Below are 24,243 nucleotides of genomic sequence, written 5' to 3'. Positions count from 1 at the left end.
CGTTTTATCCATCGCCGACGGGCGTCTAAGCGAAAATTTCGTGGGCCACGTAGCCATGAATATCGGTAAGACGCATATCTCGGCCGCTGTAGCGGTAAGTCAGTCGTTCATGATCTAACCCCAGTAAATATAAAATGGTCGCATGAAGGTCGTGGATGTGCATCTTTCCTTCCACCGCCTGTCCGCCATGCTCATCAGTGGCGCCGTACGCGAAGCCGCTTTTGACGCCGCCGCCAGCCATCCACATTGTGAATCCGGCGGGATTGTGATCGCGGCCGTCGCCGTTTTGCGCCTCAGGCGTGCGACCGAATTCGCCGCCCCAGACGACGAGCGTGTCGGCGAGCAGGCCGCGATCGTCTAGATCGGCCAGCAGCGTTGCGATCGGCAGGTCGACCTTTCGGCAATAGTCCGGCAGCCTCTGCCGGAGTTGCGAGTGATGGTCCCAGCCGCCGACGGAGAGTTCGACGAATCGCACGCCGGCCTCGACGGCGCGCCGGGCTAGCAAGCACTGCCTGCCAAAGTTGTCGGTCTCGCGCTGACCGATGCCGTAGCGCTTCTGCGTGGCTCGCGTCTCTTCGCGGAAGTTGAACAACCTTGGGGCCGTCGACTGCATGCGAAAGGCAAGTTCATAACTGCTGATGACGTTTTCCAGTTCAGGATCGAGCGATGGAGAAGGTCTTAGTCGGTGCAGGTCGGCGATCAGGTCAAGCTGCTCGCGTTGCCGCATGGGGGACGTCTGCGGGTTGGAGATGTGGGCGACTCCCGCCTTCGCGAGGCTGCGGCCTTCGCCTGCGATGCGCGTCGCCTGAGAATCTCCCGGCAGGAACGAGCTGCCGTAGTTCTGCGGGCCGCCAAACCGGCTGAGCGGATTGATGGCAATAAACCCTGGAAGGTTTTCGTTCTCAGAACCAAGGCCGTAGAGCGTCCACGCCCCTAGGCTGGGGCGAATGAATTGAGCGCTTCCCGTGTGCATCATGAGCGTCGCCTCAGGATGATTGGGAAGATCGGTGTTCAATCCATGCAGCATGCAGAGCTTGTCGGCATGTTGCGCTACTTCAGGAAACAGCTCGCTAATCCACATGCCGCTCTGGCCGTGTTGCGAGAATCTCCAAGGACTTTTCATCAACGTCCTTGTAGCGCCAGCGGTCAGCGTCTTGCCATGGTCGCGGATCAGCCGAGGCTTATAGTCGAAGGTGTCGACATGGCTGGGGGCGCCGCCCATGAAGAGAAAGATCACGCGCTTGGCGCGAGCAAGGTGGTGCGTCCCGCTACTTGCCGCCGAACCCTGCGACGGCGCAGCGTCAGCAAACTGATGGGCAAGACTCGCCAGCGCAAGCTGGCCAAAACCGCACGATGCGCGCTGGAGTAGTTGGCGTCGCGATAGTTGCTGCAAAAAATTCATGGCCAGCTCGCGTGAACGCGTTCGCGGTGACAGGGTCGCGTGATGACGTTACAGAGAGTCTTCCGAGAATGTTTCGTCCCCGGCAATCGTGCCGACCGCGTTGAACGTTTGCAGATCAACGTCGTTCTTGATTCCTCTGACATGGCCGTCGAGAAAGACGCACTGCATGAGCCCGTTGTGCTCGGAGCCGAACACGTCGCGAGCGGGAGTGTCGGGGCCGGCGGCGATGCCGCCGCCCGTTCCGGCGAAGATGGTGTGAGGCATGTCGCCCCCCATGATTGCCGTATCGCCTTGATCGTAGTGAAGCATCTCCTCGCTGCTGACTACTGGATGTTGCGGTTTATGCTTCTCGCCGATGCTGAAGGTATTCGACAAGCCATCAGTGACGTAGCGATCCTTCGTTCTGGAGAAACTGAAGATGGCGCCGCTGGCGGCCGTGTCGGGGCGACCATCGGACTGCGAACCGTTGTCGGCTCCTCCCGTGGCGTTCACAATGCCGTTCATCGCGCTGATGCCGGCGCACGCGGCGTAGTCGCCCAGCGTTGCCGCGGCGCGGACGACGGGCGGTTCGCCGTTGTTGTCAAAGTCGCGATCGGCGGCGGCGACGCGTCGACTTGGGCAGGCGTACGTTTCGATTGGCGTTCGCATGGCGACTGCATTCGCGTCGGCATCGACGCGCTGGCTCTTATCGTACGCCTTGAACACGTTGTGCTTCTCCAAATAGGGAAGCAGCCGAAACGCCCAAGAAACGGAGTTCTGCAAAATGGCATCTCGTCCCATGGGGTATTCTTTGGCGGCGTCATGGTGAGTCTGCACCGCCAGGCCAATCTGTTTTAGATTGTTGCCGCACGAATTGCGTCGAGCCGCTTCACGCGCCGCTTGAACCGCAGGCAGCAGCAACGCCACAAGCGCGCCGATAATAGCGATCACGACGAGCAGTTCGACAAGCGTGAACGCCCGGAGGCTTCTCTTGCTTCGATAGGCTGGCATAGATGGCAGTCTCCACTCAAGTCGGCGCAGTTGGAACGTCTAAGCCGAGGTTATGAAAGTCACCGGCGATGGTCCCCGCAGCGAGCAGGCCGCTGAGACGACGCCACGATGTTTTGCAATCAATCGAGGTAGCGAAACTCCGGCAAGGCAAAGACTGCCTGGGTAATCAGCGCCCACGTCTCCATTTCGTCGGCGCCTCCGCTGGCAGCGTCGGCATTGCGCACAAATTGTTTGATTCGATTTCGCTCCGGGCCATCGGCTCGTCGCGCCAAAGCAAGTTCATACAACAGATCAACCCGCGAGCCGACGTTCCGCGATGTCGAGGCGACTCGCAATGCTGCTGATCGCGATTGCTCAAGCACAAACGGACTATTCATCAGATAGAGCGATTGGCTTGGGCCGCCAGTCAAACTCCGCACGGGAACGACGAGATTTGAGTCGGCTTGATCGAATAGCTGCAGCATCTCCGGCGCGTATCCGCGCGGAGTCGGCAGGTAGATACTGCGGCGGTGATCTCGGCTGACAAGCTCCTGAAGCGTATCGTCGGCGTTCTGAATTTCGGCCATCCCGAGCGCAGCGATGATGATGGATCCTTGCGGCCGGGCGAGTTCAAGTTGACCGCTGATCGCTAACACTGCATCTCGCAGTTCTTCTGCATCGAGACGCCGCCGCCTCATCCGCCACAGCAGGCGATTCTCGCCGTCAATTCGCATCGCGGCGGCGTTCACGACGTTTGATTCTTGCCGGTAGGCGCTGCTCAGCACGAGCGAGCGGACTAGTTTCTTAGTGCTCCAGTCGTCCTTCACAAATTGCAGAGCCAGGAAGTCGAGGAGCTCAGGGTGAGACGGCGGATCGCCATGAATGCCAAAGTTGTCGGGAGTCGCCGCCAAACCGCGGCCGAATAGCTTGGACCAAATTCGGTTGAGCGCGACGCGCGCCGTGAGCGGGTTGTCTGGCGAAGCGACCCAGCGTGCGAACTCCAATCGGCCGCTGGCGTTCGCAGGCATCGGTGGGGAAGAGGGGCGGCGAATGACTGAGATCATGCCTCGCGGCGCCACTGCTCCTACGGCCGCGACTTCTCCGCGAATGCGGACGGCGACGTCGACCGGCGCAGGTAGGTCGGCGACTGCCATCACGTAAGTGCCGCTCGCAGCGAGCGCGACGAGCTTTAGCTGCTCGTTCAGTTCATATTCTAAAGTTTTCTTCTGTTCACGAAGCTCGATGACGCGATTGGAGTTCTCAGCGACGGCTTGGTTAATTTCCACCTGCACGTTATCGCGACGAGTTTCCAGTTCTTTGGCCTTGGCGACTCTGGCGGATAGCTCGTCTGACGGGACGCTCGCTGCGGACAATGGTTTGCAACTTGCGAGATCAAACGCGATGCGCCCCCCTCTGGTGGTGCTATCGAACACTTGCGTGCTGCGAAAGATGCCGGCCAAGGCGTAGTAGTCTGCCGTCGGCACGGGGTCGAACTTATGGTCGTGGCAGCGAGCGCATGCGACGGTCAGGCCGAGCATCGAGCGCGTGACGACGTCGATTTGCTCGTCGACTACATCCAGGAGGTATTGTTCCGGGTTCGGTTCGGCGAGGCCCTTCGTTCCGATCGCCAAGAAACCGGTCGCCGTTGCCAGCGCGTCGCGCTGCGCGATCGATTCCGCCGGCAATTGATCGCCGGCAAGTTGCTCAATCAGAAATTGATCATACGGCTTGTCGGCGTTGACGGCGTCAATCACCCAGTTGCGATACGGCCAAGCGAGCGGATAAGGACGATTGAATTCATTGCCGGTGCTCTCGCCAAACCGGGCGACGTCGAGCCAGTGCCTCGCCCATCGTTCGCCGAATTGCGGACTGGCGAGCAGCCGGTCAACGATCCGCTCGTAAGCCTCGTTCGACTCATCGTTGAGGAAGGAGTCAATCTCTTCCGGCGTTGGCGGCAAGCCGACCAAATCGAAGGTAACGCGCCGCAACCACTGGCGACGGCTGGCGGGGGGGGCCGGGCCGAGGCCTGCTTCCTCCAACTTGGCGAGGATAAACCGATCGGCGTCTGTTCGCGGCCAAGATTCATCTTGAACGGCCGGCGGCACTTGCAGCTGCGGGGGTTGAAAGGCCCAATGCTTTCTCGCGACGTCGCTGTCCACGTCGGGAGATTTAAGTCTTGCGACGACGCTCTCATCCGGTGCGCGCGGATCGGACGCTCCCATTTCGATCCACCTAACAAAGTCGGCGATCACTTCGTCGGGCAATGGCCCGCTGGGGGGCATTTCAAAGCTTTCTTGTCGCAGGGCGGAGATCAATAAGCTCTCGCCAGGGTTGCCAGGGACGATGCCCGCCCCGGAATTGCCTCCCAGCAGCGCTCCGTCGGCTGAATCGAGATTGAGACCACCCTTCGCTCCTGCTTCGGCGCTATGACATTCAAAACAGTGTTTGACCAACACAGGGCGAATCCGACTTTCGAAGAAATCGATTTCGTGCTGAGTCAATGCCTTTTCGATAGGAGCGTCGCGCGCTGTCGCTTGAGCGCCAACAAGCAGCAGCGCGCAAATGGAAGCGATGATGGGTAAGGGAAGACGCATCTGTTATTTCGTCGACAACGCGGCAGGCTGAACGTCGCTCTCTGGACCTTGGGTTGCCGCAGTCTCGTCGATGCGGGTCAAAAGTAGACGATTGAGCGACATCAGTTCGGCTCCCAAAACGTCCACTGCCGACAGTCGTACGACGGTTACACCGGCCGCCAAGTCAACGACGCCCACGGGGTGATCGACGAACGTCGTCGTTGTGGGCGTGGCCGCGACTTCCGCGGTCAGTTCGGCGTCTCCTACGCTCACTGAGTACTTTCCGCCTGCGCTGTCAGATGCTGCGCCGTAGGTTGCCGTCACTTGATAGCGGCCTGGCCGAACGACGTTGATTCGCCACTCAGCGGCATCGTCAGGCTGTTGCCAGCCCTCGATAACGTCCCAGTCGTAGCCATCGAATACGTACTTAAGCGTCGCGTCGCTCAGATCTGCCCAGCTAGCCGGCAATTCGATGGGGTTCTCGTCGTCGCGCCCGACTTCAATCAACGCCCGTTCAAAGCTTTGCCCCGCACACACTTCTTCGAACCACGCGAGAAACTCTTGTCGCAATCGTGAAGCGATGTCCGGATGCGCTGCGGCAATGTCTTGTTTTTCGCCCGGGTCGCTTTGCAGGTCGTAGAGCCGTCCGTTGGCTAACTTGTAGCGTTCATCGCAGACCGCCCAATTTCGTTCGCTGGATGGTTTTCCGCGACTCCAATTGTGGTACATCCGCTCATGCGGACTTGCTCCGCCTCCAGCCTTCAGCAGCGGCAAGAGATTGCGGCCGTCGATCGTGCGATCCGCCGGAACGTCGACGTCGGCAATGGCGGCGAGCGTTGGCAATAGATCAATGACGCCCGCCATGGCTCCGACTTTGGCGCCCGCTGGAAACTGGCCCGGCAAGCGAACAAGCAAGGGTGTGCGCACGCCTCCCTCGTATACCTGCGACTTCTTGCCTCGCAGCCCCGAGTTATAGTAGCTGCTCACGCCTCCGTTATCGCTTAGGAAGAGGACGACGGTGTTCTGGGCTATCTCCTGCCGATCAACGGCGTCTAGCAATCGCCCGATATTGCGATCGCATTGCTCGATCAGGGCGTAAATGCGGGCGTTGTCGTAATCGACTCCCTTGGCGAGGTACTTCGCAACGAGGCTATCCTCGGCAAGGAACGGAGAGTGCGGTGCGTTGTAGGCGACGCAAGCGAAGAATGGCTCGCGACGCTCGGAAATAAAGTTGATCGCAGCGTCGGTGATTAGTTCGGTAATGTGCCCGCGGCAAGCGACGCGATTTTTGTTCTGCCAGATTCGATCGGGGTGAAGGTAGCGCTCGACATGGCCGTATTGCCAGAACCCGAAGTATTCCTCGAAGCCTTGTTCGTTGGGGTGGTTCGGCATGAACCGTCCGAGGTGCCACTTGCCGAACAACGCCGTGCGGTAGCCGGCTTGCTTGAAAAGCTCGGCGATCGTGATTTCGTCGGCGGCTAACGTGTCGTGGCCGAAACGAGTGTCGAAGCATCCCGTTCGCTGCGGGTAACGCCCCGTCATGAGCGATGCACGAGTCAGACTGCACACAGGCGCTGCATAGAACCTTATGAATTCGACCGATTCTTTCGCTAACGCATCCAAGCGAGGCGTTTCCAGGGCAGGGTTGCCGTGCGAAGAAAGATCCCACCAGCCCTGGTCGTCCGTCATGATGAGCAAAACATTGGGGCGCGACGCCGTTGGCGCCGCAGCGCTGGCGGCATCTCCCCAGGCGACGATCGCCAGTGCCCCGACGATGGCCATCGTCGCCGCCGTAAACGTCATTCGTGGATGCAAAGCGGAGATCAAGACTTATCCTTTCGGCCTTGCCCAAGCGGCGTGCGAACCGGTTGCTGATCTCCCCACCGGGCCTTTTCTACCGGAAATTTCTCGATCCACGCCGACCAGCTTTGCGCAAGTTCTTGAGCGATGGATGAGTACGCAGAAGCGACGTCGCGATTCTCGCCTGGATCAGCGCTCAGATCATACAACTCGCCGTTTAGCCATTTCCAATTCCCGCGTCGCACAGCGCGTTCTCTCGTCAATGGCGCCTGCCGGAGGTACGACCAATACAGCGTTCGCTCGTCGGGCTGAGCCGATTGTTCGAGGAATGGCAGTAGATTGTCGCCGTCGAACACATCCGCTTCGTACTCTACGCCAGCAGCGGAGAGAATCGTGGGAGCCACATCGTGCGAGATCGCTGGCTGCGAATAAGTTGAACCAGGCGGAATGCGCCGCGGCCAAACAACGATCGTGGGCACGCGAACGCCGCCTTCCCATAAAGAATGCTTGGAGCCGCGAAACGGTCCTGCCGAGCCCCCGGCTTCGGTGACCGGTCCATTGTCGGAGGTGAAGACAATGAGCGTGCGCTCCGCTCGACCAGAGCGGGCAATCGCGTCGACGACTTCTCCCACAGCTTCGTCGAGAGCCGCAAGGCACGCGGCCATGCGCTGGCTGTTCGCGGACGAGGGCGGGACGGACAATTGACGCAGCCAGCGGGCAGGGGCTTGCACGTTGCCGCGCGTCTGCGGTCCCATCGACGTATGCGGAGCGTGGAAACTGAGCATCAAGAAAAAAGGTTCGCTGCCCGCCGATTCGATGAACTGGATTCCCTCGGAGGCAGTCAGATCGGTGACGTAGTCACCATCACGGACGTACGGCTCGTCGTTGCGCCATAGGTCATGCCCATGAGCGATCGTCTCGTGAGTGAAGAAGTCGAGACCTCCGTGCAAGCCGCCGACAAACTCATCGAAGCCACGGCGGTGAGGACGAATTTCGGCGGCGGCGCCAAGGTGCCATTTGCCGCATAGAGCCGTTCGATATCCGGCGGCCTGGAGCGATTGCACGAACAGCGGCTGATCGATCGACAGGTGCCGATGATCATCTGCCCGCGCTTCGATAACATTGGTCAGTCCATGCCGTTGCGGGTAACGCCCCGTTAGCAGCGAGGCGCGAGTGGGCGAACACACGGGCGCATCACTGTAGAACGACGTGAGCCGTGCGCCTCGCTCGGCGATCGAATTCAGACGGGGAGTTACGCCCGCCTCGCCCACGAAACAGCCGACGTCGCCGTAGCCTAGATCGTCTGCGACGATGAGGACGATATTGGGGCGATCTTCGGATGCCGACGCGGCGGCGCAAGTATCGACGCCGCTCGTCGCCACAGCTAGGCAAGCGATCGCGATACTCCGTACGAAGCAGACGACCCCAGGCCACCGCAACTGGCGCATCAACATTGCAGTTTCACGGTGCATCCGAATCCGAATTCCTGCTGGAGGAAAACCTGCATCGCCTACGACGTTGCCTTGGCAATTGATCGTCGACGAAGAACGGCTCCAGCGCTGACGGCGAGGGCGCCAAGCGCCAAGCTTGAAGGTTCTGGAACCGCTCCTAGGGTCGGCACAGCCGCCGTTTGCCCGAAGTGCGTTTTCCAGACCGTGAGATCGGCCGCATCGACGACGCCGTTCGCGCTTCCGTCGGCGCCCGATCCAGCGGGCGACGCGGACTGGCCAAATTGACGTTGCCAGAGGAGAAAATCAGCGCCGTTGACGACGCCATTACTGTCGTAATCGCCTAGCAGCGGCGTGGAGCCAGTCGACGTGATTTTCAGCCCGAAATCATTACCGGTGCCGCCAGCATAGGTCCAAACAAAACTGTAACCCCCTGCGGTGGCGGTTGCTCCTTCAGCAATGTTGCTAAAGGCGCCGCTGAAGCCGTTCGAACTCAGGTTGTTGATCAACGGCAAGAACGTGTTCACTGCGCCGCCGCTGAACGTTGGAGATATAGTGAAGTAAAGCGCTACGCCGGAGCCAATCGTCACCGGTTGCGCGCCCCCAGCGATCGTCACATCAAGAACGTCGAATGAAGCTGCGCTGGCGACTTCGAGCTTTAGCGATGCATTGTTGCCAAACGTCAGCTTGTCTGTTTGGAGGGCGATCTTGCCGACGTCGAGCGTGCCGTTGTTGCCGTCCGAGACGCCAGGAGAAAGGGCGCCATTGATGCGGACAGCCTTCACTCCGTCTGGCGCCATGGTGTTGCCAGTCGTGTTGCTGGGTTCGATGGCGTTTGCGAGCGTCGAATTAGTGATAATCATTCCGACGCCGCTGAGAGTTGCTCCCGCATCGACAGTGACAAAACGCCGACCGGTTGCCGAGCCGACGTTAGCGGGATTGTTGACGACAAGCGAACCTTCTTTCACCCAGGTGCCGCCCTCGTAGACGTTGCCGAGCGTGTTGTTGCCGAGGATGAGCGTGCCGCCGCCAACTTTGGTGAGCGTTCGGTTGTGGTTGACGCCGCTCCCGCCGGAAGAGTTGGCTCCGGTGACTTGCCCGCTGACGTTCAGCGTTCCGACAGTGCCGCCGCCGGCGTTCACGAAGATCGCGGCGCCAGCGCCCTGGTTGCTTGCGAAGACCATGCCGCCGTCAGCCGTGCCCCCCGTGGCTGGAATGCTGCTTTTGCCGCCCAGATCAATCGGCGAAGTGAAGTTCGTCGTTCCGCTGACACTGTTGTAACGCAAAGCCCCCTGGAAGTTGGCGCCATATCCATTGGCCGTGAGCGCCGCGGCCGACGTTTGCTTGCCGGGGCCCGTGATGCTGAGCACGCCATTGAGCGAAAAGGTCGCCGGAGCGCCGTCGATTTGGAGCTGACCGCCCGAAGCGACGGTGACGCCGGTGCTACCCGTGAGGCTGTTTCCGGTGACTCGCAGCCCGCCGGCGACAATTCCCACGATGCCTTGATAGGTTGGCGAGTTGCCCACGGTGAGATTACCGGCAAGCTTGCCATTCTCACCTACATCGGTTCCCGAGTTGGCTTCGTACGACGTCCCGTTAATGATTAGCTTGCTAACGGTGCTGCCAATCAGCCCGCCCGACAGCAGCAAGCCTTGATTGCTGTTAGGGCGATATCCCGTCGACAAGATCATTCTTGCGCCGTAGGACGCGTCGATGCCGGCGTCGTTCCGTCCGATTTGAATGGGGACTTGAATGTCGTTGGCGTGATTGTCGCTGAGGCCGCCATTGTCGCTCCCGTTGTCTGTGGGAGTGTAGGTGCCCGTGTCTAGCGGAATCTTGGTTGAACTAAAGCGAGTCTGGCCATTTGGGTCGGGCACCGGCTGGCCAAGCGGGCCGGCCATGATCAACTTGCTTCCATTGGCACTCGAAATGATCGTTTGTTGAGTGCCGCTCGTTTGCAGGTTGTTAATGAGTAACGCATTCAGCGTGACGTCCGTCGTGAGAACAATATTCCGCTCGACGTTGTCGCTAATGCCGAACCCCAACGAATCGATGATGGCGTTTCCTGTGGTATGGGCCGGCTCATTAACCCCTGGAACGTTGATGGGATTGTCTGGGTTTCCCCAGTTCACGTTGTCATTCCAGTTGTAGGGCCCCGTGCCGTACTTGTTGAACGGCAAGTTGTAGGCGATCGCAGTTCCCTGACTAACGAGGCATAAACACGCCGCGGCCCACGCAGCGACGCGCTTCGGTATGAGTTGAATCGACGTGGAGCCGTTAAAACCAAGAAGGCGTATCATAGCGGTTGCTTTCTCCTAAGCCGTCTGAAAGCAGACAGGCGCTGTGCGGGCATCTATTGCGGTGTAAGCGTTTTTTATCCTGGGGTCGCTGACAACGCGTTACTTGACTTCAAAATCAAACGTATTCGACGAAGAGCTGACTTCCACTTCCTGTGCCGGCGGCAGTTCCGGCGTCAACGGTTTGCCGCCGACCGTTTCGTTGCCGTAGTTCTTGGCAAACGTGACGCTATGCTTGCCGACCAGCGCACCCTTCTTATCAAGGGTGTAGAACAGCTCGTAAGCGCCATTTCCGTCGGTGCCGCCGTTTGACGCACGACCGCCGGCGGCTGGCGTGAATTGCACCATCACGCCGGTTAGCGGTTTCCCGTTCTTCGTGATGGTGCCAGTGACCTCGCCCAGTGATGGGCCCGAACTGCCACACCCGAGCAGGGCGACGATCGGTGCGGCAAGCAAAAGTATGCGAACTGAACGCGAGCGTTTCATGCGGTTATTTGGCGTCGATTGAATAAGGGGGCGAGTAAAGTAATCAAACCGCGCGCAGCTCAATAGGTTCCGGCCATGTCGCTTTGACACATTGACCCCAGAGCTTCGTAAGTGACGGGATCAATATCTTCAGAGATGAACTTCACGGCACCGTCGGCCATTGAAAAGTTGGCGCCGCCCGCGTGAAAACTTCCAGCGGCGTAGTCAGTGACGGCCGAGGTTGCATCGGGCGCGGCAATCGCCGGGACAACCGCATTAATTTGCGAACCGACGTAAATTTCAGCCTGACCCAACGACGCGAACCCATCCTTGCCAATCGGCGCGCCGATCCAGTAGGCGGCTTTTCTGCCTTTCAGTCCGATGGGATTGCCGTAGTACATGGCAAAGCTTGAATCTCTTTCGCCTACCAACAGCGTGTTCGTCGTACCATCGGTGACGTCCTTCATCTTCGTCTTGTAGCTATAAGTGAAGATGCCTCTTCCCTTTTGATTTAGATGGTAGTCGGTTCCTGCCGAGGGATCCCAGTAAGCTTTGCCGCTACCCGGGTCGCCAATTAATTGGTTGCGATTGCCCGAAATGCCGACATAGTTGGATTTGCCGTAAGGGTCTTTGCCGGCTTCGGGGCCGTGATCCGCCAGCGAGCCTGGTTGATTAAACACAGTGTTGATCGGCCCGATGATGTCGCTCGGGCAAAGGAAGACGGATGGCGACGGCAGTTCGGCGATTGCTTTCGCCTGCGAGTTATCTTTCCAGCTGTAGTTCAACGCCGGCGCAACGGACGCCAACTGCTGGTAGATCGTCGCCTGCTCTAGGTGCGGGAGCGTGAAAGCCCACACCCCAAAAATAGATTTCTTGCAATCGGGATTGCTGCTGCAAGGTATGTTCGTCGCGCCGGTGTAATTCATCCCCGGCGGAAAGGCCTTCTTGGACGATTCGTGATTCATGAGGCCCAAAGCCAGTTGCCGGATATTGCTCGTGCACTGCGCACGCCGAGCGGCTTCGCGCGCCGCCTGGACGGCAGGTAGCAGCAGGGCGACCAACACCCCAATGATCGCAATGACCACTAGCAACTCGACGAGCGTAAAACCGGCCAACCGCTTTGCGGTAACGGCGTCATGCCGACCGTTCCAAACCACCGGCATCGGTCGTTGCCGTGATTGCCGGCGCCCGCAAAGTGCGAGGTCCCTAACGCGCTTTGTCATCATATGTTTGCTACTTAAAGTCTTTGGAAAACGGAGTTCCCCGAAGATGGAGTATGAAATAACGGTGCGACGCCTCCGCAATGTTCGGGAGGCGTCGCGCCGTAGGACGCTCTGCTTTAAGTCGCAGCGACTCGTCGACGTCTCGCGGCCATCGCGACCCCAATCGCGCCGATGGCTACCGTAGCCATAGCGGCGGGCTCGGGAACGGGCACCGCCGTCGTGCTGATGCCCAACAGCACAATGTCGTTATTACCATACGAGCCAAACGTGCGGCTCACGTTTCCGCTTTGGTCGATGTTGCCAAAGTAAGTCAGCTGCCATTTGTACTCGAAACCGCCGAAGGTTCGCGTGATCATCGCGCTCGCCGAATTCTCTAGTAATAACGAAAGAGCACCCGTGCTTCCCAACGCATCGAGCCGAAACGGCGCGTATTGGCGTTGGATCGAACTGGCGATAATCGTCGTCCCCGTCTGAATGCCTCCGGCGACAATCGTCCCCGCCGATGCGGTCTGGCCATTGTTGCCGTCGCGAGCAGTGGCCGTCGCCGCCAAGGCAATCAATGGGAGGTCTTTAGGGCGATAAGTTCCCGAACCCGGCGAGGTCTCGACGATATCGACGGCCGAGTCGAGCTGGAAGTCTAGGAACACTCCGCGGTCGTCCGTCCGGGCTGCTGGGTCAGTGAGGCTGTTCTTTTCCGTATTCCACCGGTACGTGTTTTCCACAAAGATCGGGGTGACGCCGCGATCGTTGGGGTTGTTGTTGCGCGCTCCGTAGTGGAAGCCGTAGGTGACGGCGCTTTTCGCGTTGCTCGACGAATTGGCAACCATCGTCTGCGTCCAAACTGTTCCCGGCGAATCGTAGTACGTGGTGAAATTGGCTGCGTTAGCCGTCGCCGTCAACTGATTCGACGTGGCGCCGCCGCCGAAGCGGAAGCCCAGCCAGTTCGTGTCGTTGCCAGCTCCGCCGCCTGAACGCGGGCCGTTGTTTCCGGTTTTCACGTCGCCGTTCGTCGCCGTGTGCGTGCCTGCCGCCAGGTATCCGCCGCGGAATTCATAGTTTGTGGTGACGCCGCCGCCGTTGGACGTGCCGCCGCTGCCGGACAACCGCAGCTGCCCGTATCGCAGGTCGAGCGTTCCGCCCGTTTGCCGAATCGTCGTCGTGTTGCCGGTCGAGCTGCCTGCCTCGATTCGCGTTGCCGGCGATCCCGTTCCGTAGAACGGTCCCGTGGGATTGTCGGCGGCGTTGTAATGGGCGAAGTAAAGGTAGCCGCTCTTCAATTCAACCAGGCTGTTATCAATCGAAAGACGCCCCGTGACGTAGGTCGATTTCGGCGGGTCGACGTAGGCATTCGGGATTGTGTAGTTGGTATTCGGGCTCGGGAAAGGTCGAGTGACGAAGCTGGGGCTGCCGCTCATCGTTCCGCCGCCGCCGCCCGGTTGTGCGGGGTCGTTCGCGGCGTATGCCGAAATCTGCGGCAAGGCGGCAATGCCCCCGGTGTAGCCCAGGTAGTCGCTGACGTCTTGCGTCGCCGGATCGAAGACCACGGGCACGGCGGCGTTGTTGATCGAGTTGGAAACGAACGCGGGGAGCGTATCGCCTCCCCAATTCTCTTGGCTGTACCACGATCCGTCGCCAGCGCCATTGTCCCAACCGACGGCGAGAGCCAGTTGAGGAGCTGCCATCGAGCCCGATAAAGCGAGGGCAAGCGAGCAGCTTCTTAGCCGCCGGCGCGCTTGACTAAAGCGACCGTTAGAACCAACGCGGGATTTCATAATTAGCGACTCCTCAAAGTAGGTGAAAGCGATTGATTGTTTATCTGGCGTGGCAATTAAAAGAGATAAGTTCCCGGTCGACTTGCCGGCAGGCAGCAGCGTGAGCGAAGCAAACGACGCGTGCGGATCGCCCTCCCAGCATCAGTTCAACGCGACGCGGCGTTGTTCATGAACGGCCGAACGGAGCTTCCAACTTATTAGCACTCAGCGTGCCATTGGGATTCAGAGAAGCAAAAATGATGAGACTCTCGAAGTTTTTGAGTCGCCTCGAATCGACTGTCGTCGGATCCAGTAATTAAAGCAGATTATACTGTCATATATTAGCGTCTCCCGCGAAATGCTCTGGTTGTTTTCCGCAATGCGAGGTCTTGGGATTTCATCGTTCGATACCGAGCGAGCTTTCCCCTGAATGACGAAAACGTTACGGCAGTCCGTCCGCTTCGCCAGCGGCTTGCAGCGACTCGACCGACAGCGACCGACGTCGCGCTTCCATCAACAATTCCATCCAAGGCCCGATGAAATGACCGTGATCGTGATAGGTGCGCCCGCTCACCAAGTTGCCGTCGATGACGCACGGCTCGTTCACAAAGATGCCGCCGCAGACCTCGAGATCGAAGCGACACTTGGGAACCGTCGCCATCCGACGCCCTTCGAGGCAGCCTGCGTAAGCGGGGATTTCGACGCCGTGGCACACCGAGCAAATCGGCTTGTGCGTTTCAAAGAAATGCCGCGTGACTTCGACGAGATCTTTGTCGTAGCGGAGATACTCAGGCGCCCGGCCGCCACTTAGAAACAATCCCAGATATTCGTCGGGCACGATGTCGCGGAAGGCAATATCCGCCCGAATCGTGTAGCCCTCCCACTCCTTCGTAATCGTCCAGCCCGGTTTCACCTCGTGCATCACCATGTTGTAGACGCCGACTTCCGGCGCCGCGACAATGGGCGTGAAGCGAGATTCTTGCAGCCGGTAATACGGGTACAACGTATCAACCGTTTCGGAGGCATCTCCGACGATGATCAACACCTTGGAAGACCGAGAGCTCATTAGACGTCGTATTCTCAGGTAGTAACCGCTTCAGAGCGAATCGTCTGACGCGAATGTCGGTTGGAAAGTCGTGAGGCGCACCGCTGTAGGTAGTCGCGAGATCGATTGATTTCTGCGGTTACCTCAGCCGTAGTCGCGTGAATGGCCGTCCCGCGCGGAGTAGGGTGCATGAAGATTTCCGTCCAGCCGCGATAGTCGACGCGCTCCAGCGCGCCGAGCAACGCGGTAAAGTCGAGCGTCCCGCGCCCCGGCAACTGTTGCAGTTCTTCCTCCTTGGGCATTGGCTTATCGCAGCCGCGGCCATGTTCCCACGCTTGGAAGAAGACGAGTTTTTCGCCGAGCGCATCAATGACGTCGGCGATTAATGCATTGTCTTGGGGCAAGTGGTAGGGAGCCAACGCTATGCCCAGGCGCGGAGAGTCGGCGAACTCGCCGAAGTAGCGAATTGCATCGGGCGAGTCGAGGATGGTCCCGGAGTGATTCTCGATGCCGATCGTCAGGTCGTGAGCTTCCGCTGCCGCGAGTTGCGGTTGCAGGCTGGCGACAAACGACTTGACTTCCGCTTTGACGTCGCCGCCGCGCCGCCGCGGCGCGCCGGTGATCAGTAGCTTGCAGTTAAAACGCTTGGCGTAAGGCATTTCCTCGATCAAACGCGCCGTTCCCAAGTCGTACCGCGTAATGGCGCCCAACTGCAGCCCTCGCTCCGAGAGCAACTCAGAGACGCGATCGTCGCCGAGTTCCGTCATCTGCTCGCGGTGATTGGCATGCCGAAGCGGCCAAATGTCGACAGCCGTAGCGCCAACCTTCTTCGCCTCGTCGAGAACCTCCGCGAGCGGGGTCGTTCCGTACATGGGCGAGGCGAGGATGAAGCGCAACTTGAAAGGTTCGCTTGCTTCAGGCAAGGCGGCCTGAGCAGAAAGCCCCGCCAACGACGCGATCCCGGCTCCCGCCGCGAGGCGACCGCAGAAGGCGCGCCGCCCCAAGAGATTCAGCGAGTTGGCTGCTGCAAAATGCATGTAGGGACCGATGAGAGCTGCCGGCTGGGCGTAGATCTCGATGCCGCTGACGTTTCTGCGTCGCTGGGACAAACCGCCCTGATCGCCGCTGGCTTGACTGTGAGAATAGAAGCGGGACCGCCTGGAGAGCTTCCCGCCTCCCCAAAATTAATCTGAACCGGCTTACCAGTCATTCAGATTTCAGAATGTCCGTTTCAACAAAAACCGGTGGGAAAAATGGCGAATGGGCCGTCTCGGGAGGCCCTAGTGCCGCTGGGCGTTCGCGCGGAAGGACCCCGGAGTCAGGCCAAACCGCTTCTTAAACAGCTCGGCCATGTACTGTGGGTGCCGAAATCCCGCTCGATCCGCAATCTGCGCCAGGGATAATTCGGTTTCCGCTAGCAGCAGCTTGACCCGTTCTAGCTGGACGCGAACGATCTCCGCCTTCGTCGTCCTGCCGATGGCGTCCCGCATCCGTTGATCGAGGGCAGCGCGCGAGAAGGGGAATCTCCGCAGGATTTCCTCGACGCTCAGCCCCAGCGGCGCTTGGATGCGAACGTAACGCAGGACTTCGGCAATTTCCTTGTCCTCGACGGCGACGATGTCGGACGATTGCCTGGTGACGATGCCCAAGGGGGCGATGAGCGTGGGCTCCGCCGGAGGCGGCTCGCCCTTCATCAAGCGATCGAGCAGTGCGGCGGCTTCGTAGCCGGTTCGTTCGGCATGAAACTGAACGCTCGACATGGGGGGAGATGCCATCGTCGCCAGCGATTCGTCATTCTCGCAGCCGACGACCGCTACCTCTTCTGGAACGGCGACATTGGCCCGTTTGCAGGCGTCGAGAAACCAGAATCCCAATTGGTCGGTGCACGTGAGCACGCCAATCGGCTTTGGAAGCTGCTGGATCCACTTCACGAGTTGAAGTTGCTGCTGCTCCCAGTCGAGTGGGTGTTCTCCGCCGTGGTCTTGATTGAAAACCTCGCAGTGAAACCCCATCTCCGCGACGGCTTCGACGAAGTTACGGCAGCGTTCTTCAAAGAAATCTTCGGTGTCGATGCCATAAACCGCAAAACGGCGAAAACCTTGCGCCGCGAAGTGCTCGGCGACCATCTTTCCCACGGCTCGATTGTCGACGCCGGCAAACGGGTAGCCAGGCATGAGCCGGCTGGTTCGCAGTTCGACGACAGGCAAGTTGGCGGCTACGACGGCGTCGACGATCGCCTGGTTTCCGGTCCTGACAAGAATGCCGTCGCCTTTCCAGTGCTCGATCCACTCCGGCGGCTGGGAGTCGAGCGCCCGCAGCTCCATATAGACCGACCAGGGGCCCTGTTCCGAGATGTACCGCCGCACGCCGCGCAGCAAGCCGCGCCCGTAGCTTCGGGCCGTCTCGATCAGCAGCGCGACGTGAGGAGTTTTCTTCGCCATGGGGAGTCAATCTTGCTCGAAGAGAGGCGAGCCGAGTGCAAACTATCTATAGTTCATTAACGATATCCTCGTATAGGGCTGCTGGGCCGTCGAATACCTGATTCCTGATCGCAGGAATCTGATTGACCCGCTTTGTCGGCGGAGCTGAGAATAGCGAAAATATTGCCCCGCGTTTCTCTTCTCGGACTACGCATGACGAAGGCGACGAACTCCCGGCGTACCTTTCTGAAAACAGCATCGGCGGCGACCGCGGCCATTGTCGCAAGTCCAGCAGCTCGCTCGGCTCCCGCTCCCGCCGGCCCGCCGAAGCGCCGGCTCCACGTGGCATGTATCGGCATGCGCTACCAAGGGACGGTGATCGCGCTGAAGGCTCAGGAGTATGGCGAGATCGTCGCCATCTGCGACGTCGACCGCCATGTTCGCGAGCAAGCGCGAGCGTCGTTCGGCAGCACGCCGAAGATCTACGAAGACTACAAGAAAATGCTTGCCGACGGTGACTTCGACGTCGTCACCATCGGCACGCCCGATCACTGGCATACGAAGATGCTGATCGACTCGTGTCGAGCCGGCAAAGACGTCTATTGCGAGAAGCCGCTGACGCTGACCGTCGACGAGGGCAAGTTGATTCGCCAAGTCGTCAACGAGACGAAGCGCGTCGTGCAAGTCGGCTCATGGCAACGGAGCGATCATCAGTTTCGCTTGGCGGTTGAACTCGTCCGCCAAGGCAGAATCGGCAAGCTTGAACGCGTCGAGGTCGTGCTCGGGAAGAACGACGTCGGCGGGCCATTTGATTTGGCGTCGCCGCCTCCGTACTTGAACTGGGATTTGTGGCAGGGCCAGACTGCCGACGTTCCCTTTCAGTACGAGCGTTCTCACTACAACTTCCGCTGGTGGTATGCATACTCGGGCGGAGGAATGACCGACTGGGGAGCTCACCACCTCGACATTGCTCAGTGGGCCATCGGAGACAACCCTGTCGGTATCAAAGGAGAGGCCGTCTTCCAGAACGAAAAGAACGGCTACGACGTGGCGCGCGACTTCCACGTGACCTACGACTATCCGAACGATGTGACGATGACCGTTAGCGACACGGGGAGAAACGGGATTTTATTCATCGGCTCCGACGGTCGCGTCTTCGTCAATCGCGGCACGTTGGCGGGAAAGCCAGTTGACGATTTGCAGCGGAATCCCCTGCCGCGAGAGCAATTCACGTTGTACGCTCATGACAATGTCGAGCGCCCGCCGCGCACCGGGAAGCTCGACGCGATCATTAATCACATGGGCAACTTCTTCGATTGCATCGAATCCAGAGAACAGCCGATTTCCGACGTCGAGAGCCAACACCGCAGCGCGACGACGTGCCACTTGGGGAATATCTCGATGCGATTGGGACGGGCGCTGCATTGGGATGGCCGGTCGGAAACGTTCGTCAACGACGCTGAGGCGAACGCATGGCTGAGCCGTGAGCAGCGTTCCGGATTCGAGGTCGTTTAGTGAGTTCCGTAAACTTGCGTTGCATCGAGGCCTCGATTGATTCCACCAGATGACGTGAACGGCGCCGAGAGAACAGTTCGCAATCGCTTGGAGAAATGCTCCATGCAATTCTCTCTGGCTTTTGCATTCGTCGCTGCCGTTGCCTGCAGCGCCAGCGCAGCGTCCCCCGCCGCTTCGTTGCGCGGATCTCGACCCAACATCATCCTCATCATGCCCGACGATATGGGCTATGCAGATTTGGGGTGTCACGGCAATCCACTCATTCAAACGCCCCATCTGGACTCGCTGGCGTCGAACAGTTTTCGCTTCACGAATTTTCAAGTCAGCCCCACTTGCGCGCCGACTCGTGCGGCGCTTATGACGGGCCGGCACGAATTCAAGAGCGGCGTCACCCACACAATCGAGGAACGCGAGCGACTCGCACTCGACGCAGTCACCGTCGCTGAGGCCTTGCGTCGCGCCGGCTATGCGACCGGCATTTTCGGCAAGTGGCATCTCGGTGATGAAGAACCCTACCAGCCAAATCGGCGCGGCTTCGACGAAGTCTTTATCCATGGCGCCGGCGGGATTGGTCAATCGTATCCGGGAAGTTGCGGCGATGTGCCCAACAATTCTTATTTCAATCCGGTAGTTCGACGCAACGGAACATTCGAACGGACGGAGGGATATTGCACAGACGTCTTCTTCTCCGAAGCGATTAAGTGGATTGGCCAGCGGAAACAAAGCGGCCAGCCATTTTTCGCACTGATCACTCCCAACGCGCCTCACGAACCGCTCGTAAGTCCGGGCGCGCGCTATGACCGCTTGTACGCCGGCAAAGAGATCGACCGCAAACCACTGACGACTGCGGACGCCGCGTACTACGCCATGATTTCCAACATCGACGACAACGTGGGACGGCTGATTGCAGCGCTCGCTGAGTGGAAGTTGGAAGAAAACACGCTTGTCATCTTCATGTGTGACAATGGCGGCACGCGAACGCATCTCTTTAGTTCTGGCGAACGAGGTCGAAAAGGCTCGGCGCATCGTGGAGGCGTCCACTCCCCGGCATTTTGGCATTGGCCGGGGCATCTGCCTGCCGACGTGAAGTGCGATGCGTTGAGTGTGCACATCGATCTGTTTCCGACGCTTGCGGAATTGGCCGCCGTCGAGCTTACTGAGGTCGAGAACAACCAAATCGAAGGCCGCAGCTTGGTGCCGTTGCTGGAGAATCCTCGCACCGAATGGCCGGATCGCATCCTCGTAACGCACGTCGGGCGGTGGCCGCGAGGCCAGGCCGTCGATTCAAAGTTTAAGAATTGCTCGATTCGCAACAATCGATTTCAGCTTGTCGACAGTCGTGAACTGTACGATCTACAAGAAGATCCCGGAGAGACGGCCAATGTGATCGAAAAGCACCCGGAAATAGCCGCCGAGTTGAGCGTCGAGTACGACCGGTGGTGGCGGCAAGTGCAACCGCGCCTGGTCAATGAGCAGGCGGTCGGCCCAGAGGTTAATCCTTACCGCAAGCTCTACGAAGAACAGTTAACTCAAGATGCACGTCTTCGCGGAGAGTAGCGGGCGGCACGGAGCAGGCGCGTGCTTTGAGAAGGCAATGCGTCGGGTTAACATGCGGGTGAAACGACAACTTCACCGACTCAGGCAAGACTTCAAATGCAATCACCCCAACGCGTTGCACTGGTTACTGGCGGAAGTCGCGGCATCGGTTTCGGCATTTGCGTCGCGCTTGCCGGTGACGGTTGGAACTTAGCCGTCAACGGCATGCGGCCTGCTGATGAAGTCGAACAGGTACTTCATGATTTGCGTGCGCTGGGCGCCGACGTCGAATACGTCCGCAGCGACGTTAGCTCGGCTGCCGATCGGGACGCTATGCTCGCCGGCATTCGACGCCGTTTTGGCAGGCTCGATTTAGTCGTGAATAACGCCGGCATCACATCGCCTGGTCGCGTCGACATTCTCGACGCCACGGAAGAAGCGTTCGATCGCGTCATGGACGTTAACTTCAAGGGCGCATTCTTTCTCGCGCAAGCCGCTGCATTGTGGATGAAGGAGCAACGCGCGGAACGCGCCGACTTTACGGGATGCATTATCAACATCTCGTCAATTTCCGCCGTGTTGGCCAGCGTCAACCGGGGCGACTACTGTATTTCTTGGGCGTGCGTTTCCGAAATGACGAAGGTGCTTTGCGCGTGTTTTCAGACTGAAGGAATCCAGGTCTACGAAGTCCGACCAGGGATTATCCGAACCGACATGACCAAAGGCGTCACGGAAAAATACGACCGTCTCATTGCGAACGGACTAACGATCGAACCTCGCTGGGGAGAACCAGCTGACATCGGCCGCGCCGTTGCCATGCTAGCGCGCGGAGACGTTACCTACGCCCCGGGTGCGGCGATCACGGTCGACGGCGGCTTGACCTTGTTGAAAGAAATTGCATGAACACCGTTCGGATCGTGAGCGCCGCGTTCAGGTTGCCGGCATTCTTCGCGATTTGCTTTTCGTCTTTTCTGGCCGCACAGATTTCCAGCGGCGCTCCGCCGAATATCCTGCTGATCGTCGCCGATGACCTGGGGTATGGCGACGTTGCCTGCTTTCGCGACGGCGTGGCTTGGCGCACGGTAAAGCCTGCGCCGCCGGGGACGAAGCCCCCCGCGACCCTTCATCTCGATCGCCTCGCAAAAAGCGGGCTGATGCTCACCAGCTTTTACGCGAACGACGCGGTATGCAGCCCCACGCGCGCAGCGCTGATGACGGGACGCTATCAGCATCGCACCGGCGTCATCAACGTCCTCGGCCAACTCAGCGAGGCGATGGAGCAGACCGCTTCCACCGGAGAAACCCCTTTCACCGGCCTTGGCGCCGACGAAACGACGATCGCAGAACTGCTACAGAAAGCCGGCTATCGAACGGCATGTATCGGAAAGTGGCACCTGGGAGAAATGTCGACACAGCATCCCATGGACAACGGCTTCGACCATTTCGTTGGAACCACGGCGGGCGCCGGCGACAACTTCGCCATGCGCGATCAACGCGGCCGTTCGACGTTTTGGCGCGATCGCGAACTCGCGGAAGCTTCCGGAGAATACTATACCGACCTATTGGCGAACGAAGCGATCGGCTTCATCCGTCAGCCAAGCGATCAGCCTTTTTTCGTCTACCTGCCTTTCACAGCTCCGCATGTGCCATACTTCGCCCCCGGCGATCGGGACCTCGCGTGGGATGGAAATGAGAAGGGGCCGCGGTCTGATCTGCATGCCGCCTATGCAGAAGTCGTCGAAGCGTTGGATTCAGCTGTTGGTCGCGTGCTGCAAGCACTGGAAGAAGAAGGATTGGATCGACACACGCTGGTCGTGTTCACTTCCGACAACGGCCCCGTGGATTACGGCAGCGCGACGCCGTTTCGCGGACGCAAAACGAATCTCTATGAGGGTGGCGTTCGCGTGCCGACGATCGTTTCGTGGCCGGGAGTGATCAAGCCGGGAACGCAAGCGGATGCTCCTGCGATGTCGATGGATTTGTTCCGTACATTCGCGGTCGCTGCCGAAGCCGAAGTGCCGGCAGAGTTGCAACTCGACGGCGTTGACCTGACGCCGCTCTTTTCGGACGAAGGGCGGCTTCCGGAACGCAGCTTGTTCTGGGAGCGTGGCGTCGGCGTTCACATGAAGCAGTTTCATCGCCGCTTGGCTGCAATTCGCCGCGGGAATTGGAAGTTGGTCTTGCCGGGGCCTGGGAAACCTCCCGAGCTATACGACTTGTCCAACGACCCTCAGGAACGTCACAGCATTGCGACCGACCACTCTGCGGTCGTCGCCGAAATGAAGGCAGCGTTTGATGCGTGGCGAACAGACGTCTACGCCGACTGCCCGTACGATCCGGATGAATTAATCCTGCGACTCCGCAAGGCGGGCATTATTGCTGAACAGCAGCCAAGTTCATAAAGCCGCGTTCATTCGCACGCGCCTCACTATGCCAGAGACTAGCTGACACCAAAGAGTTCCTTCACCGGTCGACCATTGTCGGCGATCTGGAAGAGTTGTCCTGAGGGATCGGCAATCTTCTCCTCAATCGGCAGCCCCAGCGCCCAGGCGATGGTGGCGTTGAAATCTGGAATGGCGACCGCGCGATCGACGACCTCGGCGCCTTGGGCGTCGGTAGAGCCGTAAACTTGGCCTCCCTGCACGCCGCCGCCGGCTAGTAGGCAGCTAAAAGCCTTAGGGTGGTGGTCTCGGCCATTCTTGTGCGCAGGATTGATGGCGGGCGTCCTGCCAAATTCCGTCCCCACAACGACGAGCGTATCCTCCAGCATTCCCCGCTGCTCGAGGTCGGTCAGCAAGGCGCTGATGGCTTGATCGATGATCACCGCTTTCTCTCCGACGACGACAAAATTGTCGTAGTGGCTATCCCACCCATCAAGCCCCACTTCCACGAACCGCACGCCATGTTCCGCGAGCCGCCGCGCGAGTAAGCATCCTTGCCCAAACGACGAGGCCCCGTAACGCGTGCGCAGCGAGTCGGGTTCTTCCGCGACGTCGAACGCCTGCAGGTCTCGGCTCTTCATCAGCCGCACGGCTTCGGCAAACATGTCCGCATGCGAATCTGTTTGGCGAGACTTGTAGTGCGCGCGAAACTCTAGGTTGAGCGCTTGCGATAGCTTGAGACGCCGACTCAATTGGGCGTCGTTCACACGCGCCGCGCGGCGACTGTTAGGAAGGCCTTGCAGCGGATCGCCAATCGGCACAGGCGCGAATTGCGACTCGAGAAAACCGGTGCTGACGCTATCGTCGTTGCCGGCGATTGAGACGCTGCCAGGCAGTTCCGGATTGATTTTCCCGAGCGAGCGCAGCGCCCAGGCGGCCAGCGTGGGGTGCGAGATCGTCCCCCCCTGCAAGTAACTGCGATGAAGCAGATACTGGGCCGCAGGATGATCTCCCTGATTGGATGTCATCGAGCGAATGATGGCCGTTCGATCCATCAGATTCGCCAGCCGAGGCAGGAATTCGCTCACGCGAACGCCGGCGACGTTCGTGTTAATCGCTCTTACTGGCCCTTGGACGTCTGGCGACTCGGGCTTCACGTCGAACGTATCAATGTGACTCAAGCCGCCGATCATGTTGAGGTAGATCACTCTGGCGGCAGGACTGGGCGCCGTCATTGCTCCCTGGGCAGTTGATGCGAGCAGCGAATCGGACAATGGCGCCAATCCAACGCCGAGCAACGCCTTCGCCGCGCCGACAATTGCCTGCCGACGGGTGAGCTCAGGTACTCTGTTCGAGTACATAGTTGCCATCTTGATAGTGACGCCTTACGAACTCCAAGAAGCCTGCGCGGACTTATT

17 protein-coding genes are annotated in these 24,243 nt (G+C 59.4%); 4 read left to right on the top strand and 13 right to left on the bottom strand.

All coding sequences use genetic code 11. The features are described 5' to 3' along the window. Nucleotides 1-25 precede the first annotated feature (25 nt). The 12 genes from ACQY7R_RS04080 to ACQY7R_RS04025 form a co-directional block, all read right to left on the bottom strand. Nucleotides 26-1,402, bottom strand: a complete 1,377-nt coding sequence (locus tag ACQY7R_RS04080; RefSeq protein ID WP_428304321.1) for a DUF1501 domain-containing protein — start codon at nucleotides 1,400-1,402, stop codon at nucleotides 26-28. A gap of 48 nt (nucleotides 1,403-1,450) precedes the next feature. Next, complete coding sequence (locus ACQY7R_RS04075; RefSeq protein WP_428304320.1) at nucleotides 1,451-2,392, bottom strand: DUF1559 domain-containing protein; 942 nt, start codon at nucleotides 2,390-2,392, stop codon at nucleotides 1,451-1,453. Between the two features lie 119 nt (nucleotides 2,393-2,511). Further along, entirely contained in the window at nucleotides 2,512-4,965 is a 2,454-nt protein-coding gene (locus ACQY7R_RS04070) for a PSD1 and planctomycete cytochrome C domain-containing protein (protein ID WP_428304319.1), read from the bottom strand. Between the two features lie 3 nt (nucleotides 4,966-4,968). After that, complete coding sequence (locus tag ACQY7R_RS04065; protein WP_428304318.1) at nucleotides 4,969-6,771, bottom strand: sulfatase-like hydrolase/transferase; 1,803 nt, start codon at nucleotides 6,769-6,771, stop codon at nucleotides 4,969-4,971. Further along, nucleotides 6,768-8,198: a sulfatase-like hydrolase/transferase gene (locus tag ACQY7R_RS04060; protein WP_428304317.1), complete on the bottom strand. Its 1,431-nt coding sequence runs from the start codon at nucleotides 8,196-8,198 to the stop codon at nucleotides 6,768-6,770. Before ACQY7R_RS04060 ends, ACQY7R_RS04065 begins: the two co-directional genes overlap by 4 nt. A gap of 56 nt (nucleotides 8,199-8,254) precedes the next feature. Then, nucleotides 8,255-10,492, bottom strand: a complete 2,238-nt coding sequence (locus ACQY7R_RS04055) for a hypothetical protein (protein ID WP_428304316.1) — start codon at nucleotides 10,490-10,492, stop codon at nucleotides 8,255-8,257. A 99-nt stretch (nucleotides 10,493-10,591) separates the two neighbouring features. Next, nucleotides 10,592-10,975 carry a carboxypeptidase regulatory-like domain-containing protein gene (locus ACQY7R_RS04050; RefSeq protein WP_428304315.1) on the bottom strand — a complete coding sequence of 128 codons (384 nt, stop codon included), beginning with the start codon at nucleotides 10,973-10,975 and terminating at the stop codon, nucleotides 10,592-10,594. Nucleotides 10,976-11,034: 59 nt separating this feature from the next. Next, on the bottom strand, nucleotides 11,035-12,117 hold the full coding sequence (locus ACQY7R_RS04045; protein WP_428304978.1) for a DUF1559 domain-containing protein: 1,083 nt from the start codon (nucleotides 12,115-12,117) through the stop codon (nucleotides 11,035-11,037). Between the two features lie 176 nt (nucleotides 12,118-12,293). Next, the gene (locus ACQY7R_RS04040; RefSeq protein WP_428304314.1) at nucleotides 12,294-13,859 is read right to left on the bottom strand and encodes a PEP-CTERM sorting domain-containing protein; all 1,566 of its coding nucleotides are present in this window, start codon (nucleotides 13,857-13,859) and stop codon (nucleotides 12,294-12,296) included. Nucleotides 13,860-14,370: 511 nt separating this feature from the next. Then, complete coding sequence (locus ACQY7R_RS04035; protein ID WP_428304313.1) at nucleotides 14,371-14,994, bottom strand: DJ-1/PfpI family protein; 624 nt, start codon at nucleotides 14,992-14,994, stop codon at nucleotides 14,371-14,373. Between the two features lie 14 nt (nucleotides 14,995-15,008). Continuing rightward, complete coding sequence (locus tag ACQY7R_RS04030; protein WP_428304312.1) at nucleotides 15,009-16,082, bottom strand: sugar phosphate isomerase/epimerase family protein; 1,074 nt, start codon at nucleotides 16,080-16,082, stop codon at nucleotides 15,009-15,011. A gap of 171 nt (nucleotides 16,083-16,253) precedes the next feature. Then, nucleotides 16,254-17,414, bottom strand: coding sequence for a XylR family transcriptional regulator (locus ACQY7R_RS04025; protein WP_428304311.1), 1,161 nt, complete (start codon nucleotides 17,412-17,414; stop codon nucleotides 16,254-16,256). A 192-nt stretch (nucleotides 17,415-17,606) separates the two neighbouring features. On the opposite strand from ACQY7R_RS04025, the gene ACQY7R_RS04020 reads away from it, so the two are divergent. The 4 genes from ACQY7R_RS04020 (at nucleotide 17,607) to ACQY7R_RS04005 (ending at nucleotide 22,846) form a co-directional block, all read left to right on the top strand. Beyond that, nucleotides 17,607-18,908 carry a Gfo/Idh/MocA family protein gene (locus tag ACQY7R_RS04020; protein WP_428304310.1) on the top strand — a complete coding sequence of 434 codons (1,302 nt, stop codon included), beginning with the start codon at nucleotides 17,607-17,609 and terminating at the stop codon, nucleotides 18,906-18,908. A gap of 102 nt (nucleotides 18,909-19,010) precedes the next feature. Further along, nucleotides 19,011-20,465, top strand: coding sequence for an arylsulfatase (locus ACQY7R_RS04015; RefSeq protein WP_428304309.1), 1,455 nt, complete (start codon nucleotides 19,011-19,013; stop codon nucleotides 20,463-20,465). Nucleotides 20,466-20,561: 96 nt separating this feature from the next. Beyond that, nucleotides 20,562-21,347 carry a 3-ketoacyl-ACP reductase gene (locus ACQY7R_RS04010; RefSeq protein WP_428304308.1) on the top strand — a complete coding sequence of 262 codons (786 nt, stop codon included), beginning with the start codon at nucleotides 20,562-20,564 and terminating at the stop codon, nucleotides 21,345-21,347. Further along, a complete protein-coding gene (locus tag ACQY7R_RS04005) occupies nucleotides 21,344-22,846 on the top strand; it encodes a sulfatase-like hydrolase/transferase (protein WP_428304307.1) in 1,503 nt (500 codons plus the stop codon). Before ACQY7R_RS04010 ends, ACQY7R_RS04005 begins: the two co-directional genes overlap by 4 nt. Before the next feature lie 38 nt (nucleotides 22,847-22,884). Here the strand turns inward: ACQY7R_RS04005 and ACQY7R_RS04000 are convergent, their stop codons facing one another. Further along, the gene (locus ACQY7R_RS04000; protein ID WP_428304306.1) at nucleotides 22,885-24,186 is read right to left on the bottom strand and encodes a DUF1501 domain-containing protein; all 1,302 of its coding nucleotides are present in this window, start codon (nucleotides 24,184-24,186) and stop codon (nucleotides 22,885-22,887) included. Nucleotides 24,187-24,243 lie beyond the last annotated feature (57 nt).

Origin of the sequence: Lacipirellula sp. (genome assembly GCF_965279485.1) — a bacterium.
Classification (GTDB): domain Bacteria; phylum Planctomycetota; class Planctomycetia; order Pirellulales; family Lacipirellulaceae; genus Lacipirellula.
The sequence above is the reverse complement of the archived record's forward strand: the minus strand, read 5'-3'. Positions and strand labels throughout refer to the sequence as shown.